The organism is Acinetobacter sp. SW-226, assembly GCF_055632855.1.
Map to the genome: position 1 here is coordinate 3,147,398 of NZ_CM145752.1, position 15,144 is coordinate 3,162,541.

At 40.3% G+C, this 15,144-nt stretch carries 11 protein-coding genes and 1 pseudogene; 2 read left to right on the forward strand and 10 right to left on the reverse strand.

Annotated elements, in window-relative coordinates:
• Nucleotides 1-19: 19 nt before the first annotated feature.
• A complete protein-coding gene (locus ACZ8ZH_RS14940; protein WP_470247774.1) occupies nucleotides 20-514 on the reverse strand; it encodes a hypothetical protein in 495 nt (164 codons plus the stop codon).
• 232 nt (nucleotides 515-746) lie between these two features.
• Between ACZ8ZH_RS14940 and ACZ8ZH_RS14945 the strand changes: the two genes are divergently transcribed.
• Entirely contained in the window at nucleotides 747-1,037 is a 291-nt protein-coding gene (locus ACZ8ZH_RS14945) for a pyocin activator PrtN family protein (protein ID WP_180105869.1), read from the forward strand.
• Here ACZ8ZH_RS14945 and ACZ8ZH_RS14950 read toward each other — a convergent pair.
• Entirely contained in the window at nucleotides 1,009-2,145 is a 1,137-nt protein-coding gene (locus ACZ8ZH_RS14950) for a tyrosine-type recombinase/integrase (RefSeq protein WP_470247775.1), read from the reverse strand. The genes ACZ8ZH_RS14945 and ACZ8ZH_RS14950 overlap by 29 nt on opposite strands.
• Before the next feature lie 134 nt (nucleotides 2,146-2,279).
• On the opposite strand from ACZ8ZH_RS14950, the pseudogene dusA reads away from it, so the two are divergent.
• Nucleotides 2,280-3,298 (forward strand): annotated as a pseudogene (gene dusA / locus ACZ8ZH_RS14955) (tRNA dihydrouridine(20/20a) synthase DusA).
• A 138-nt stretch (nucleotides 3,299-3,436) separates the two neighbouring features.
• On the opposite strand, the gene ACZ8ZH_RS14960 reads toward dusA, so the two are convergent.
• The 8 genes from ACZ8ZH_RS14960 to ACZ8ZH_RS14995 form a co-directional block, all read right to left on the reverse strand.
• On the reverse strand, nucleotides 3,437-4,546 hold the full coding sequence (locus tag ACZ8ZH_RS14960; protein ID WP_119064563.1) for a DUF695 domain-containing protein: 1,110 nt from the start codon (nucleotides 4,544-4,546) through the stop codon (nucleotides 3,437-3,439).
• 99 nt (nucleotides 4,547-4,645) lie between these two features.
• The gene (locus ACZ8ZH_RS14965; RefSeq protein ID WP_119064565.1) at nucleotides 4,646-5,413 is read right to left on the reverse strand and encodes a tRNA threonylcarbamoyladenosine dehydratase; all 768 of its coding nucleotides are present in this window, start codon (nucleotides 5,411-5,413) and stop codon (nucleotides 4,646-4,648) included.
• 129 nt (nucleotides 5,414-5,542) lie between these two features.
• Nucleotides 5,543-8,296 (reverse strand): aconitate hydratase AcnA, encoded by a 2,754-nt coding sequence (gene acnA, locus ACZ8ZH_RS14970; protein ID WP_119064567.1) that lies wholly within the window; start codon nucleotides 8,294-8,296, stop codon nucleotides 5,543-5,545.
• A gap of 127 nt (nucleotides 8,297-8,423) precedes the next feature.
• Nucleotides 8,424-9,239 carry a TatD family hydrolase gene (locus ACZ8ZH_RS14975; protein ID WP_162900304.1) on the reverse strand — a complete coding sequence of 272 codons (816 nt, stop codon included), beginning with the start codon at nucleotides 9,237-9,239 and terminating at the stop codon, nucleotides 8,424-8,426.
• Between the two features lie 12 nt (nucleotides 9,240-9,251).
• The gene (locus ACZ8ZH_RS14980; RefSeq protein ID WP_086209919.1) at nucleotides 9,252-10,202 is read right to left on the reverse strand and encodes an RsiV family protein; all 951 of its coding nucleotides are present in this window, start codon (nucleotides 10,200-10,202) and stop codon (nucleotides 9,252-9,254) included.
• Nucleotides 10,203-10,249: 47 nt separating this feature from the next.
• Complete coding sequence (locus ACZ8ZH_RS14985) at nucleotides 10,250-11,068, reverse strand: hypothetical protein (RefSeq protein WP_110975534.1); 819 nt, start codon at nucleotides 11,066-11,068, stop codon at nucleotides 10,250-10,252.
• An 89-nt stretch (nucleotides 11,069-11,157) separates the two neighbouring features.
• Nucleotides 11,158-12,747 carry a peptide chain release factor 3 gene (locus tag ACZ8ZH_RS14990; protein ID WP_086209921.1) on the reverse strand — a complete coding sequence of 530 codons (1,590 nt, stop codon included), beginning with the start codon at nucleotides 12,745-12,747 and terminating at the stop codon, nucleotides 11,158-11,160.
• A gap of 169 nt (nucleotides 12,748-12,916) precedes the next feature.
• A complete protein-coding gene (locus ACZ8ZH_RS14995; protein ID WP_086209922.1) occupies nucleotides 12,917-14,995 on the reverse strand; it encodes an EAL domain-containing protein in 2,079 nt (692 codons plus the stop codon).
• Between the last annotated feature and the right edge of the window lie 149 nt (nucleotides 14,996-15,144).

The following is a 15,144-nucleotide window of genomic DNA, read 5'->3' on the forward strand; positions in this document are numbered from 1 at the left end:
ATATTGTCATAGTTATGAATTATTTGCTTTTTAATATCTCGAACTCACAAAACATTAATACCCTTAAAAAGACTCTATTCATTTCCTCCTTATGTTTAGGGCTCATCTTATCCTCTTTAAGTCGTCCAGTACTTAATATTTTAAGTTCCAACAATTTATTAAAAAATGACATTGATGCTGAGTCAAAATCAAAATACAAAAATTGAGCTAATAATTTATATTTTACTGTTCCATCCAAACAGGAAATATTGGAGTGCCCACATATATTCAAAACATCTTGCAAATATGTAGATACTGGGAAGCCACTGCTCTTTACTCTAAGCAATACCTCATCAATAATTCTTTTAAATCTTGACTCAAATACCTGATTTAATTTTAATTCAATCCCACACAACAGATAATGCTTATATACTTCAGCCCTATACTCAGTAAATCCTCTCTGTGAATTTATAGTATCAATCTCATCAGTGACATAGCCATAAAATTCATTCTTCAAATCAGAGAAAGTAGACATCGATGCTAGGTCATGTATGAAAATATAGTCCAAAATATTAAACGCCGAAATCTTCCACTCAGTTACTCGAACCACTGCATTCCCTCAAAGATGTACCACTTAACGACATTTTCCTTTTTTTCGGTTTTTTTACAATATCCACATCAAGTCGATTGATGGCAGTTTAGTCAAAAATTCAAGACAAACTTGATAAAAATCAATTATTTAATCTTTTAAGATAAAGGTGCACCTTATGAAAAATGCAACGATCAAGACTTCAGACTACTTATTTATGCAGTTTAGAACTGCAATGCCAACACTTGACCAAGTCGGTGATATCTATTATCCACACCTAAGTAAAGCCAAGCGACTTGAAAAAGCTCGGAATGGAGAATTTCCTTTTTGCTGTTTTAAGCTTGATACAAGTCAGAAAGCACCATACTTTGTTGATATTATTGACTTGGCTTTTGTGCTTGAAGAAAGATATAAAGCTCAACTTGAGGAATTTAAAAATTTTATGCAATCAGTTTTAAAATCTGATTAAGACAAATAATATTTTTTCTGACCTTTACGGATACATACCGTTCCAGACTACTCCACGAATCATGCAGGCTCACTTGCTGGATTTGTGGAATAGTCATTCCTTTCTCTGCTAACCGTGTACAGCCCTCATGACGTAAATCATGAAAATGTAAGTCATCTATTCCCAGCAACTTACAAGCCTTTCTAAATTCGCTCCCCATCGTTTTTGGGCTTAATGGCACGAGTAGGTTTTCATCATAACCTCGTTTTAACATCCGATGACGAACATCTCCATCAAGCAATAAATCAATCATTTGCTGACAATCATCATGGACACTAAACTCCTTGTGGTTGCCTTTAGAACCATTCGGATTTTTTAAATCCCGAATCTTCCATAATTTATTCGTTTCATCATAGTCATCCAATTGCATTCGTGTAATCTCTGCTTCCCGTCTACAAGAGAAAATTGCAAACCACATGATTAAGTGCATAGGGTAGCTGTAAGATGAGTGATTCCATTTTCTGACAAAATACTTTGTAAGGCTTTCAAGCTCATCAAAAGTAGGTAGTCTATCTCTTTTTTGACTCGATGATATTTGACGAGTCTTTCTCAATTGAGCAGTAGTTTTATCAAATGTTGGTAAATCTACTTTTAAATTCCACATGATTGAAGCATGGCTTAATACTCCCCTGATGTGCAATAACTCATGCTGTAATGTGCTGGTGGCTATTGGCTGTAAATTCAGTTTATCAATTCCCTTTTTCCGTAGCGACACATGACTGGAAATATGGGTTGAACCTATTTCTGTAACCATATTCTGGGCAATGGGTAACTTTTGAATTAATTTAAGCGAGTATGTTTTAGTACGCCCATATTGATCGCCAACCTCTGCAAGATGCTTGGTAATCGCATCATCTAAGGTTAAGTCCACCAAGTTTTCCTGACCAAACAAAATTTCTGGGTTTTCATCTATCTCTGCTTCACGTTTACCAATCCATAGGTTAGCTAATCGCTTTGTAGAAAATGTCTGGCTTTCTTTAAATGCAGGAAACCCTTTTTTATTAATTCTGATTTCCGCACGATAACGGATTGTTCCATCCTTGAGTTTTCGTTGTGCTATAGTACCCACAAAATTTACGCCATAGAAAAATTTACGCCATTATGGCGTAAAAATGGCGTAAATTCTAATCGAAACGGTGCGAATTAGGCGTGAATGGTTGCAAATAATTTAGTATCAACATCAACATAAATGGATGATTTTTAATGATTAAATCAGACACTCTTGAAAATACTAAAGATTTCAGAATTAGCGTTGCCCCGATGATGGATTGGACCACAAAAGACTATCGTTTTTTTGCACGTCTCTTCAATCCGAATGTAATTTTATATACCGAAATGGTCACTACAGGTGCCATTCTATTTGGTGGTGCAAATCGTCATTTAGACTATAACAATGAAGAGCACCCAATTGTTTTACAACTTGGTGGCTCAAATCCTAAAGACTTAGCTACATGTACCAAAATGGCTCAAGACTGGGGCTATGACGAAGTTAACCTCAATGTTGGCTGTCCAAGTGACCGTGTACAAAACAATAAAATTGGTGCATGTCTTATGGCAGAGCCAGACCTCGTCGCAGAATGTATCGCTGAAATGCGCCATGCTGTGGATATTCCCGTGACCGTGAAACACCGTATCGGCATTGATGACATGCATTCTTATGAAGAAATGCTACATTTTGTTGATACCGTTGCCAAAACGGGTTGTGATAATTTCATCGTACACGCACGTATTGCCTTGCTTCAGGGACTTTCTCCGAAAGAAAACCGTGAAGTGCCCCCCTACGCTATGAAGATGTCTATCGTTTAAAGCAAGAGCGTCCAAATCTATTGATTGAGATTAATGGCGGGGTCAAAACCTTTGCAGAAACGCAAGAGCATCTCAAACATGTGGATGGTGTGATGATCGGACGTGAGGCATATCACAATCCCTACCTTCTGGCTGAACTTGGTCAGTTGTGGAATTTAGAACTTCCAGACCGCTTTGACATTATCAATCAAATGCTGCCGTATATTGCCCAGCGTATGGCTGAGGGTGCTCCGTTATCAATTATCACTCGTCACATTTTAGGTTTATTTCAAAACCTTCCGGGTGCTCGCAAATGGCGCCAGGCCTTAAGTGGTGGTAATGCTAAGACTTTTGCTGATGTTGAAAATGCAATTCTCAACATTAAAGACGCGATGCAACGCACCGAAGATTATTTAAAAGAACAGACTCTAGCTTAATAATTTAGAATATTAATCTAAAAGAAAAAAGCGAAGCAGATGCTTCGCTTTTTTCTTTTATAGTCTGATACAAGGCTTTACTAAAGAACGTTTTCAATATTGGTCACACACACATTTCATTTTAAATTCATTAGGTGATTAACCCGTAAATTTACTCAGAGCGCGCCAGTATTTATCTTTGAACAGGCTGACTTCTATTTCAAAGTTGTCTTTATATTTTTCAATCACTTGATCAATGACTTTAGATGGCTTTCTAAACTCTTTACACACAAAATACATGGTTCTTAAGTGATTACCCGTTTCACGTCCTATATTTAAATAGCCATCCACATCTTTCAACTCTTGCAATAATTCGTCTTCTATCAGATTCAGCAACTCATAATCTGTAGAAGCAGGCATGCCATTTGAATGCTGACCATCATAGGAGATTTCAATCAGCATCATCCACGGATGTGAGGCTTTTTGATCCCATGTTAAAAGTGTACGATTTAGAGTCGCCAGCAAAGGTAGGCCTTCATTGGTTTCGCCTTCCAAGCTAGCAAATTCATCGGCATCCGTATTTGAACGGGTAATTTTGTCTAATCTTGAAATTTCACTGCTTTTCAAAATTAAAATGTTTTTAAGCAAGTTAATCGGTAGCAATTCTTTTTCGGCATCTTGTTTAGACTGGACAGAAACATTGTCCAATTTGGTGACCGCATCATACTCACCCAAATAGTTATCTAGGAAAATATAAACGGCTTGTAAGAACTCATCTTTTTCCGCTGCATTATATGCCTCATGCAACACCACTAGATCAATCTCATCGGGATATTCAGCTTGCTCATTGAAATAAAAAGACAAAGTCTCCTGACTAAACTCATAACCATGCATATTAATCCCGACTTGATGAATATCGCTTTCAGGTTTAAGCGCAGTGAACTTCCACCCTGCAATCTCAGGTGCAGCCGCAATCAACTCTTCCACAAAAACAATATTTTGAATGATGCCGTCTGGCGTTAAAATTAATTCTGCCGTCTGCGCACCAAACATGCCGGTCAAAAAAAAGATGCCACTATGGACCTTTTCCAATTCAGGTGCTAATCGATCAAAAAAATTGTGCTCAATGTCGCTATTACTGCCTTCTGCAACAATACGATGGAAGTCCTGTTGATGCTGCTGAAACCATTGCCAAAATGCAGTATATACATTTTCATTCGCAGGCATTTTTTGCTCTTGAGAACCCCATAATTTTTTTAAAAAGCTCATTTTTCTTTTCTCTTTTTTCTATTGATTTCAATATTTTTTGTGTTCTATGGACTGTATCAATATATCGACTTATACAGTCCAATTAAACCTAAAACAGTCTTATTGTTTCGCTTTCATTCTATCTAATTTTTTCAGTACTTCCGCGACTGCCACCATTGCAAAGCTTGAAGTCACCACTACGGCTGAACCATAGCCACCGCAACGTAATCCAGCACTAGGGCAAACCTCAGCACTAGAAAATGGGTTATCAATCGAATACACGCAGGTAATGCCAAACTTTTCTTTAGGTTTTTTACAAATCCCCATTCCACGCAACTGGGTTCGAAGTTTTGCTAACATTGGATCTTGTTCTGTTTTAGACAGATCAGCCACTCGGATTTTCAATGGGTCGAGCTTGCCCCCCGCTCCCCCTGAAACAATCAATGGGATCTTATTAAAACGACAGTGCAACATCAGTGCTAATTTCGCTTTGACGTCATCAATACAATCTAAAATTAAGTCTGGTCGATGTTCTAAAATTTCTTTGACGTTTTCTGGAGTCAAATAGTCATCAATCAGATTCACTTTCATTCTTGGATTGATCTGACGGCAACGCTCCGCCATGACTTCGATTTTTTCTTGTCCAAGTGTCGAACTCAGCGCAGGCAATTGACGGTTAATATTCGAAGCCGCAATCGAATCCATATCAACCAGTGTTAATTCGCCGACGCCTGTACGCGCTAAAGCCTCGACTGCCCACGAACCCACACCACCAATCCCGATCACCATCACATGACTTTTTTCATAATATGAAAAGGCCTCGTCTCCATAAATTTTGGCTACACCAGCAAAACGGCGGTCATATTCATCATGTTGCAGATCAGTCATGCGTACATCTATATCGGTAAAATCGTGTTCATTTTACCTGAATACGACCTTGGATTGAATGTAGGCTGAGAGATTTCATCACTACAAACAATAAAGCCCTGCTGCTGACAGGGCTTTATTCCATAGAGATTATGCTGCAATTAAATGACGCAATACATAATGCAAAATACCGCCCGCTTTAAAGTATTCAACCTCGTTCAAAGTATCAATACGGCACAACACCTTAAATTGGTCTTGGCTGCCATCTTCTCGAAGCACCTGAATTTCCAAGGTTTGATGCGGCTGGATATCATCCGATAATCCATGAATCGAAAGCACTTCACGACCCGTCAAATTTAAGGATTGGCGGGTTTGTCCATCGACAAATTGCAATGGCAATACTCCCATACCAACCAGATTGGAACGGTGAATTCGTTCAAAACTTTCGGCAATCACCGCTTTAACCCCCAGTAAGTTCGTGCCTTTGGCAGCCCAATCACGCGATGAACCTGTGCCATACTCTTTCCCAGCAATAATGATTAATGGCGTATGTTGCTGCTGATAAAGCATAGAAGCATCATAAATCGGCAAGGTTTCTCCTGTTGGAATGTAGATCGTGTTCCCACCTTCTTCGCCACCTAACATTTCATTCTTAATGCGGATATTAGCAAAAGTGCCTCGCATCATCACTTCATGGTTGCCACGTCGAGATCCATAAGAGTTGAAATCTTTGGCTTCCACACCTTGTTCTTGTAGATAGCGTCCCGCAGGGCTGTCTTTCTTGATATTACCCGCAGGTGAAATATGATCGGTAGTGACCGAGTCTCCAAGCACAGCCAAAATACGGGCTTGTTCAATATTAGTAATCGGTTTCGGTGGCTGACCAATCGCTTCAAAAAATGGCGGATGACGAATATAGGTTGAATTTTCTTGCCAAGCGTAGGTCTGACTTTGAGGAATCTGAATCGCCTGCCATGCTGCATCACCATCAAATACGGCTGCATACTCTTTATGGAACATCGCAGTATTGACGCTCTGTAGCGCCTGATCAATCTCCGCCTGACTCGGCCAAATATCTTTCAAATAGACCGCCTGCCCATCTTTGCCTAGACCAAGCGGTTGTGTCGTTAAATCTGTACGGATATTGCCTGTCAAACCATAAGCCACCACCAAAGGTGGTGAAGCCAACCAGTTAGTTTTCACTAAAGGATGAACACGCCCTTCAAAATTACGATTACCTGAAAGTACTGACGCGACATTGAGATCATGACACTGAATGGCTTCTTCAATCGGTTCAGGCAGAGGCCCAGAGTTACCAATACATGTGGTACAGCCATAACCGACAAGGTTATAACCCAACTCATCCAAATACGGCGTTAAACCTGCGGCAGCCAAATAGTCAGTCACCACTTTAGAACCAGGCGCAAGCGAACTTTTCACCCATGGTTTACGCTGTAGCCCTTTTTCAATGGCTTTCTTAGCAAGGAGTCCCGCAGCTAACATCACACTCGGATTAGACGTATTGGTACATGAAGTGATCGCTGAAATGACCACATCACCATGATTCAAGGGATAGGATTTTCCATCAATGGTACAAGATGGCTCCTCATGTGGCAGATTGGCTTTTTTAGCTTCAACAGCTGTGCCACCGCCTTCATTTTCTAAACGCTCTTTGGCTTCTTTGGCAGGCTTTAGCGTTAGTTCCATCAATGCATGAAAAGTTTTCGGTACATCTGACAACAAAACACGATCTTGTGGACGTTTAGGGCCTGCCAAACTTGCCTGAACAGTCGTCATATCCAAGCTCAGTGTATCAGTAAAAACGGGTTCATCGCCTACATTGCGCCATAAGCCCTGCGATTTACTATAGGCTTCGACCAAATCAATTCGATCTTGTTGGCGACCTGTCAGTACCAAATATGCCAAAGTCACTTCATCAATCGGGAAGAAACCACAGGTTGCACCATATTCAGGTGCCATATTGGCGATGGTGGCACGATCCGCTAAAGGTAAATCCGCCAAACCATCACCGTAGAATTCGACAAATTTACCCACCACCCCTTTCTGGCGCAGCATTTGGGTAATGGTTAACACTAGATCTGTTGCGGTAATCCCTTCATGCAGTTTCCCTGTGAGCTTGAATCCGATCACTTCTGGAATCAACATCGACACTGGCTGCCCGAGCATTGCCGCTTCAGCTTCAATCCCCCCAACACCCCAGCCCAGTACACCTAAGCCATTGATCATAGTGGTGTGTGAGTCTGTTCCAACCAAAGTGTCAGGAAAAGCAAAAGTTTGTCCCTCATCTTCGCCTAGCCATACCGCTTGAGCCAAATACTCTAAATTGACTTGGTGGCAAATCCCTGTCCCTGGCGGAACAACACTAAAGTTATTAAATGCAGATTGCCCCCAACGTAAGAACTGATAACGCTCACCATTACGCTGCATTTCAATTTCGACATTTTCAGCAAAGGCATCTTCATCGGCAAAATGATCAACCATCACCGAATGATCTATCACCAAATCGACTGGTGATAAAGGATTAATCAAATTCGGATCACCCCCTGCTTGAGCCATCGCAGCACGCATAGCGGCAAGGTCAACCACGGCGGGAACACCTGTGAAATCCTGCATCAATACGCGTGCAGGTCGATATTGGATTTCCTGATCTGAGCTTCTATGTTTTTGCCAATCGACTAAGGCTTGAATATGCTCTACTTTTACACTTTTTTGATCTTCAAAGCGAAGTAAATTTTCGAGTAAAACTTTTAATGATTTTGGGAGTCGATCAATATTTCCTAGTGTTTGAGCGGCTTTGGGGAGATTAAAAATTTGATAGGATTTTGTACCTACCGTAAGTGTTTGTAAGGCATTAAAACTATTGATTTTGCTATATCTGGCCATTCGGTTGCCCTCCCAGTATTGGCGAGTTTATTTATTATGATGTTCTTCCTTTAATGTAAGCCTGTTTAGAAAAGAGTGTGTTCCCTTTTGGTTATCTTATTTTTATCGAGATTATTGTCTTATTCTTCTAAAATTTTAAATGCAGAGCAGCCAATGAGTTTTGCCAAAGTTGAGTTGCAAGCGACTGTGTAGATTGACCTAGTGTCTGTGCCAACCCCTCCAACACATAAGGCAAATTGACAGGGGTATTACGGGTTCGATGCTCAGTCGAGGTTTGACAGCACAACGGCGTCATATCAGGGCAATCTGTTTCAATCACCAAATGTTCAGTACCAATCGCCTGTACCACTTGATGCAATTTTTTGGCATTCGGATTAGTAATTTGTCCTGTGACCCCGATTTTAAAACCGAGTTTGACCAATGCTTTAGCTTCTTCTACACCACCACTAAAAGCATGAGCGATGCCACCTAATTTAAATTTTTGTGCTTTTAAAATGGCAATAGTTTCCGCATGTGCTTTGCGAATATGCAGTAATACAGGCTTTTGATATTGTGTTGCCAATGCCAATTGTTCAATAAAATAATACTGCTGTTTGGCGAAAAGTTCGGGCTGTTTATGTTGTTTTAAAAACGTATCTAAACCAATTTCACCCACCGCCACACAGTCATGTTGTTGCAAGATCTGCTCAAGTCGCTGTAAATGTTCAGTTTGATGTTGTTCGATATAAAACGGATGTAAGCCTGGCGCTAGATAAGAGGACGGAACATTATCCCAGTTTGTTAATTGCTGATGGATCTGAATCAGCGCATCAAATCGCGACTCAAGAAAACCAATCAGTACCAGTGCATCAACCCCTACTCGTTTTGCTTGCTCAGCCAATTGTTGCCGATCAGCATCAAAATCGGCAACATCAAAATGAGTATGGGTATCAAACAGAGGCAAGCTCATGCTTAATTAACTCTTGGCTTCTGAAGCAGCCTGTGCGCTCTGTTTGGCTTTGGGTAAATACTCAGGCTTTAATATTTTCTGGAGCTGATCATACCCAATGGTTAAGCGCGGTAAGCCCACCACATAAGGGCCTATTTCATACTCGCCATATTGCAAAATTAGACCTTCAGTACCCAAGTAATAATTGTTACTCAAGCTAAACTTCCATGCTTGCTCATATTCATCGACATTGGTCGCTAACTTCGTGTCCACAATCCAAGTACGAAAGGCTTCATGTGCGACTTTATTCAACGCTGCTTTTTGATTGGGCAACAATAGATCATCCAAGCTCACGAGCTTCTGCTGTTTTAAATCAAAATTGTAATAATGCTGTGATGATGAACCATGTGCACCACCTAAGTAGCTACTGGTATTCAACACCACCGTCGCCAGAGGGTCTTTGGCATTTAAGATTTTCGGTTTAATCATCAAACTGATTTGATGGTTAGAACTTAGGTCTTTTAGTTCCTGATCTAAAGCAAGAAAGGCGGCCAAATAGGGTTGAACTTGTTTCTCTAATTTCAGTTTCGGCGTGAGGACTTGGCTCACTGTTGTAGGCTCTGAACTGGCAACAGTTGAACTTGCTACTGTTGCATCATGACTACTATGAACAGGTGAGATATCAATAATCTGTGATAAATCGTCAATGATTTTCTGATCAATAAAAGCATCAATAAATGCCTGATTACTTTGTAAACGATCAATATTTAATTCAGGGCAAGCATTACCATCACATTCAGGCAATTCAAATTGTAATTTTTCAGTATCCCCCACCAGTTTCAATACCGTTTCTGCCTCAGAAGCGGCTGTGGTTTGGGTCGCAGGCGTTTGTGGTTCTTTGTCTTTCGGTTGGCAGGCCGTCAGACCGATTAAGGCTGCAAGTACGCTGATTGTCAATATTGTTTTGCTTTTTAACATAAATAACCTATTAGCTGTTGAAGCCAACTCTTGCTTAGACCAATGCTTTAAAATAACTGGGTGTAGACATCGGCTTTTAATACCTGTTGAGTTTGTGCTTTCGTCAAATAAATATCAAGCTGAGTCCCATCTTTTACAATTTCATGGGTTCGATAATGTAAACCGATGCCTTCTTGGTCAAAGAACCAATCTGCTTGCCCCCAGTATAATTTTGCAGGTGCAACGTTTCTGACTTCTGGTTCTTGCTTCTTCAACCAATCTTGATACGCTTTTTGCACCAGTACATTCATCGCAATTTGCTGTTTAGGATGAATTAAATCTAATAATGCCACCGCCTTTTGACTTTTGCGATCCGCAACAAAGAAATAATACCTTTCCTTAACATTAACATTCTCTTGATTGGTATCCACCCCAATTTGCATCAACACAAACTGATTGCGCTGATACGGTATACGCGTATACATCGCTAAGCTATAGGCTTTGTTTCGGCTAAATTCAGCCTGCCAAGTATCTGACTTTTTCACGTAGGCATTAATGGCTTGTTGTAAACTCATATCTTGTTTCAAGCCAATTTGGTCTTGAATGACCCGAGCCTGACTTTTGGCAATCCATTGGTTTAACCAAGCATCTTCTGTTTTTAAAGTCTGAATGTCTAATTCGATACAGTTCTTAGTCTCACAAAAGGGCTGTGCGATATCCGCTGCTTGTTGTTGAATATTTAAATACGGCAAGACTTCAGCCTGCTCTGTTTTAAACACCGAGCTTTTGGCATCTGTATCTGTTTCAGATTGTTTAGATGAGTCACATGCTGTCAGTAAGACAGTCAAACTCACTAATGTTGTATAAATAGCCTGTTTGTGCAACATGCGCTTTCCATGAATTTCATGATTAAAATAAAGTGTCTTACTTAATAAAACAGCTTCATGAAGAAGCTGTTTTATTTTTTAAATTCCGATTAGTGTTCGCGAGTATTGCGGAACACGATGTCTGGATAACGCTCTTGCATGAGTTGTAAATTGACACGACTTGGTGCCAAGTAGGTTAAGTGACCACCACCATCAACCGACAACTGGTCATGTGCCTTTTTCTTAAACTCATTGAATTTTTTGTCGTCATCACAAGACACCCAGCGCACCGTATTAATGCTCACAGGCTCGTAGACGCAATCGACTTTGTATTCTTCTTTCAAACGGTATGCCACTACTTCAAACTGAAGCACACCAACAGCACCCACAATCAGATCATTACTATTCTGCGGCATGAAGACCTGTGTTGCACCTTCTTCTGAAAGTTCTTTGAGGCCTTTTTGTAACTGCTTCGACTTCAATGGGTCTTTCAAACGTACACGGCGGAACATTTCAGGAGCAAAGTGTGGAATACCTGTGAATTGCAGTTTTTCACCTGAAGTAAAAGTATCACCAATTTGAATCGTGCCGTGGTTATGTAAACCAATAATGTCACCCGGCCATGCTTCTTCTAGGTGCTGACGATCACCCGCTAAGAAAGTCAACGCATCACTAATACGTACATCTTTATCTAGACGCACATGCTTCATTTTCAAACCTTTTTCATATTTGCCTGAACAAATACGCATAAAGGCAATACGGTCACGGTGTTTCGGATCCATATTGGCTTGAATTTTAAAGACAAAGCCCGTAAAACCTTCTTCTGTGGCTTCAACCAAACGATTTTCTGTTGGGTGTGCTTTAGGTTCAGGCGCATAATTACTAAATGCATCTAACACATGGTCTACACCAAAGTTACCCAAGGCTGTACCAAATAAAACTGGGGTTTGTTTGCCTTGTAAGAATAACTCTCGGTCAAGTGGCTCATTGGCCATTTGCACCAGTTCTAAAGACTCTTCAAATGCAGCCCAAGCTAGCTCACCGACTTTTTCACGTAAGTCAGCATAGTCATAACCATCACGAACTTCAATATCGGTAATGGTTGAACCAAAACCAGCTTTATAAACATAGAACTTTTCTTCGATTAGGTTAAATACCCCAGCGAAGTCACGACCCGTACCAAGTGGCCACGTAATCGGCACACATTTGATTTTGAGAACGTTTTCAATTTCATCCAACAGTTCTAAAGGCTCACGGATTTCACGGTCCATTTTGTTGACGAATGAAATAATTGGGGTGTCACGCATACGACACACTTCCATCAATTTGATGGTACGGTCTTCGACCCCTTTTGCACCGTCAATCACCATTAAAGCCGAATCGACCGCCGTTAAGGTACGATACGTATCTTCTGAGAAGTCTTCGTGCCCTGGTGTATCCAGTAAGTTGATCATTTTGTCTTTAAATGGAAACTGCATTACAGAGGTGGTAATCGAGATCCCACGCTCTTTTTCCATTTCCATCCAGTCCGATGTCGCGGCACGGTCAGATTTACGGCTTTTTACCATCCCCGCAACCTGAATCGCTTGTCCCCATAACAATAGTTTTTCGGTCATGGTGGTTTTACCCGCATCGGGGTGGGAAATAATCGCAAAGGTGCGACGCTGCGCAACTTGCGCGGCTAATTCATTTTTAAACATAAATTAAATCTGCAATTGATACATAGCCTGAATGATCGCCTCGATCAATAAAGGCTATACAGGAAATTCTAAATTGGGCTAATTGTATCCGAATACCGCTTGGGCTTCTATTGTCTTTTATCAAGCCCTGTTAGAAAGCCCCCTAACCGAACTGCAGATGCCAAAACAGCTAATTAAAATAGGTCGAGGATGCATACTCAAACTCTTCCAAGCGCTTCACATCCATAGGCATACCCAAGAGATAGCCTTGTAACTGCTGGCAACCTAAACGGGATAAAATTTCCATTTGCAACGGGCTTTCAACACCTTCTGCTGTTACGACCAACCCCAACCGAATCGCCAAATGGACAATACTTTCTAAGATCATTTCATCTTTAGAACCAACAGAAAGCTCATGAATAAAACCACGATCAATCTTTAACTCATCTACAGGCAAATCTTTCAAATATAAAAAGCTAGAATGACCTGTACCAAAATCATCAATCGCCAAACGAATCCCCATTTCACGTAAGCGCTGAAGCGTACGAATACTGCCCTCAATATGGTGCATAGCCGTGCTTTCTGTAATTTCTATAATTAAATGATTCGGGTTAACTTTGTACTTATCAAAAAGATGTTCTAAATTATTAAATAAATGCTTATGCTCAAACTGTACTGCTGATAAATTCACAGCGATTGGATACAGTTCAACTTTATCTCGCTCCCAAATTTGCAGTTGTTTACAAGCCTGCTCTAAGGCCCAATAGCCCATCTGAATAATCAGCCCAGTCTTTTCTGCCCCTTTAATAAACATATTTGGAGTCAGTAAACCTAAACTTGGATGCTTCCAACGAATCAACGCTTCCACACCACAAATTCGCTGATCTTTAATGGTGAATTTCGGCTGGTAATATAAAACAAACTGTTGCTCTTCGACCGCTTTGTATAAGTCATTAATCAGTTTGGTCTGACTTTTGGCTTCTTGTTGGTCAATACTGTAATTGAAAATAGAAAAAGTATTTCGCCCTTGATACTTTGAAGTCAGCATCGCTGCATCAGCATTAATCAATAAATCCTGTAAATTATTGCCATGTTCAGGATACATGGCTATACCAATACTGGCAGAGACATTGATTTCCTTACCCGCAATCAAGAAGCTCTCTTGAATTAACTCTAAAACTTGTTCCGCCATATCACATGCGTGGTCGGGTGTTGCTTGTTCAAGTACCATCAGAAACTCATCGCCACCAATTCTCAACATTTTTTCATTTTTGCCGAGGTGGTGATGAATACGCGTGGTGAGTTGGACCAATAATTGATCCCCGACATGATGTCCAAACACATCGTTTACCGCTTTAAATCGGTCTAAATCAATATATAAGAAGGCAATACTTTCATCACGAAAGCGATGGTCTGTAAATAGAAAATGCGCATATTCAGCCAAATACAGACGATTTGGCAATTTGGTTAAATTATCTTGTACAGCCTGATTTGCTAATTCTCTATTCGCTTGGGATAGCTGTTTATTGCGTTCCTCTAACCGTTGCTCCAAGACCGCCACAACAAAAGCCGCAACCAAAACTAGGCTTGTGATGAAGATCACTACAAATAAAATAATACTTTGCCCAGCCTCTAAGGTCATGACCAAACGATCACTATCCGCTGGATAAAAAGAGACCGCCAGCATGCCTGTATAATGCATGCTCACGATAGTCAAAGCCATCATTCCTGCGACATACCACTGGAATAAGGATTTTTTATTAACCGCATTTTTATATTTAAAAATCAACCAAAAAGTCAAACCAGAGCCACTGATAGCCAGTAGAATGGAAAAAATCGTGAGTAAAGGATCATAGACACTATGATAGCCTTCAATCATTAGCCCCATCATCCCCGTATAGTGCATCCCTGAGATACCAAGTCCCATCAACACAGCACCTAAAACCAGTCGGAGAAAAGGTAAAGTATTACGCGTGGTCAACCAAATTGAAAAAATAGACGCAAGAAATGCGATAAAAAAAGAAAGAATAGTCAGTGCTGGATCAAAATAACTATGTATTGGCAAATCACAAGCCAACATACCCACAAAGTGCATAGCCCAAATGGCACAGCCTAAGAAAAAACCACTGAGTAAAATTAGCCCTGCTTGAAACTTTTTTCGCCATGCACGAAACAATAGACGTTCAGTTGACACTGCAAAAAAACAAGCCAACAATGCCACAATAATTGAACCTAATACCAAACTAAAATCATAATGCACATGCATCATATAAAGTGTCCGTATTAATTGCTCTTTTTCTTCATTTATATATCCTTTTTATCAAAGGCGAAAAGCATTGTTACCTGATTAAGAATCTTATACAAATAGTTTCAGGTCAAGAAAAAAACGTAAAAATCTTATTAGAATTTATAGATTTA

What these genes read in the sequence shown, in the direction of transcription:
- ACZ8ZH_RS14940 (WP_470247774.1), bottom strand. Translation starts at nt 514, where the DNA reads ATGTCTACTTTCTCTGATTTGAAGAATGAATTTTATGGCTATGTCACT.
- ACZ8ZH_RS14945 (WP_180105869.1), top strand. Translation starts at nt 747, where the DNA reads ATGAAAAATGCAACGATCAAGACTTCAGACTACTTATTTATGCAGTTT.
- ACZ8ZH_RS14960 (WP_119064563.1), bottom strand. Translation starts at nt 4,546, where the DNA reads ATGAGCTTTTTAAAAAAATTATGGGGTTCTCAAGAGCAAAAAATGCCT.
- ACZ8ZH_RS14965 (WP_119064565.1), bottom strand. Translation starts at nt 5,413, where the DNA reads ATGACTGATCTGCAACATGATGAATATGACCGCCGTTTTGCTGGTGTA.
- acnA (WP_119064567.1), bottom strand. Translation starts at nt 8,296, where the DNA reads ATGGCCAGATATAGCAAAATCAATAGTTTTAATGCCTTACAAACACTT.
- ACZ8ZH_RS14980 (WP_086209919.1), bottom strand. Translation starts at nt 10,202, where the DNA reads ATGTTAAAAAGCAAAACAATATTGACAATCAGCGTACTTGCAGCCTTA.
- ACZ8ZH_RS14985 (WP_110975534.1), bottom strand. Translation starts at nt 11,068, where the DNA reads ATGTTGCACAAACAGGCTATTTATACAACATTAGTGAGTTTGACTGTC.
- ACZ8ZH_RS14990 (WP_086209921.1), bottom strand. Translation starts at nt 12,747, where the DNA reads ATGTTTAAAAATGAATTAGCCGCGCAAGTTGCGCAGCGTCGCACCTTT.
- ACZ8ZH_RS14995 (WP_086209922.1), bottom strand. Translation starts at nt 14,995, where the DNA reads ATGATGCATGTGCATTATGATTTTAGTTTGGTATTAGGTTCAATTATT.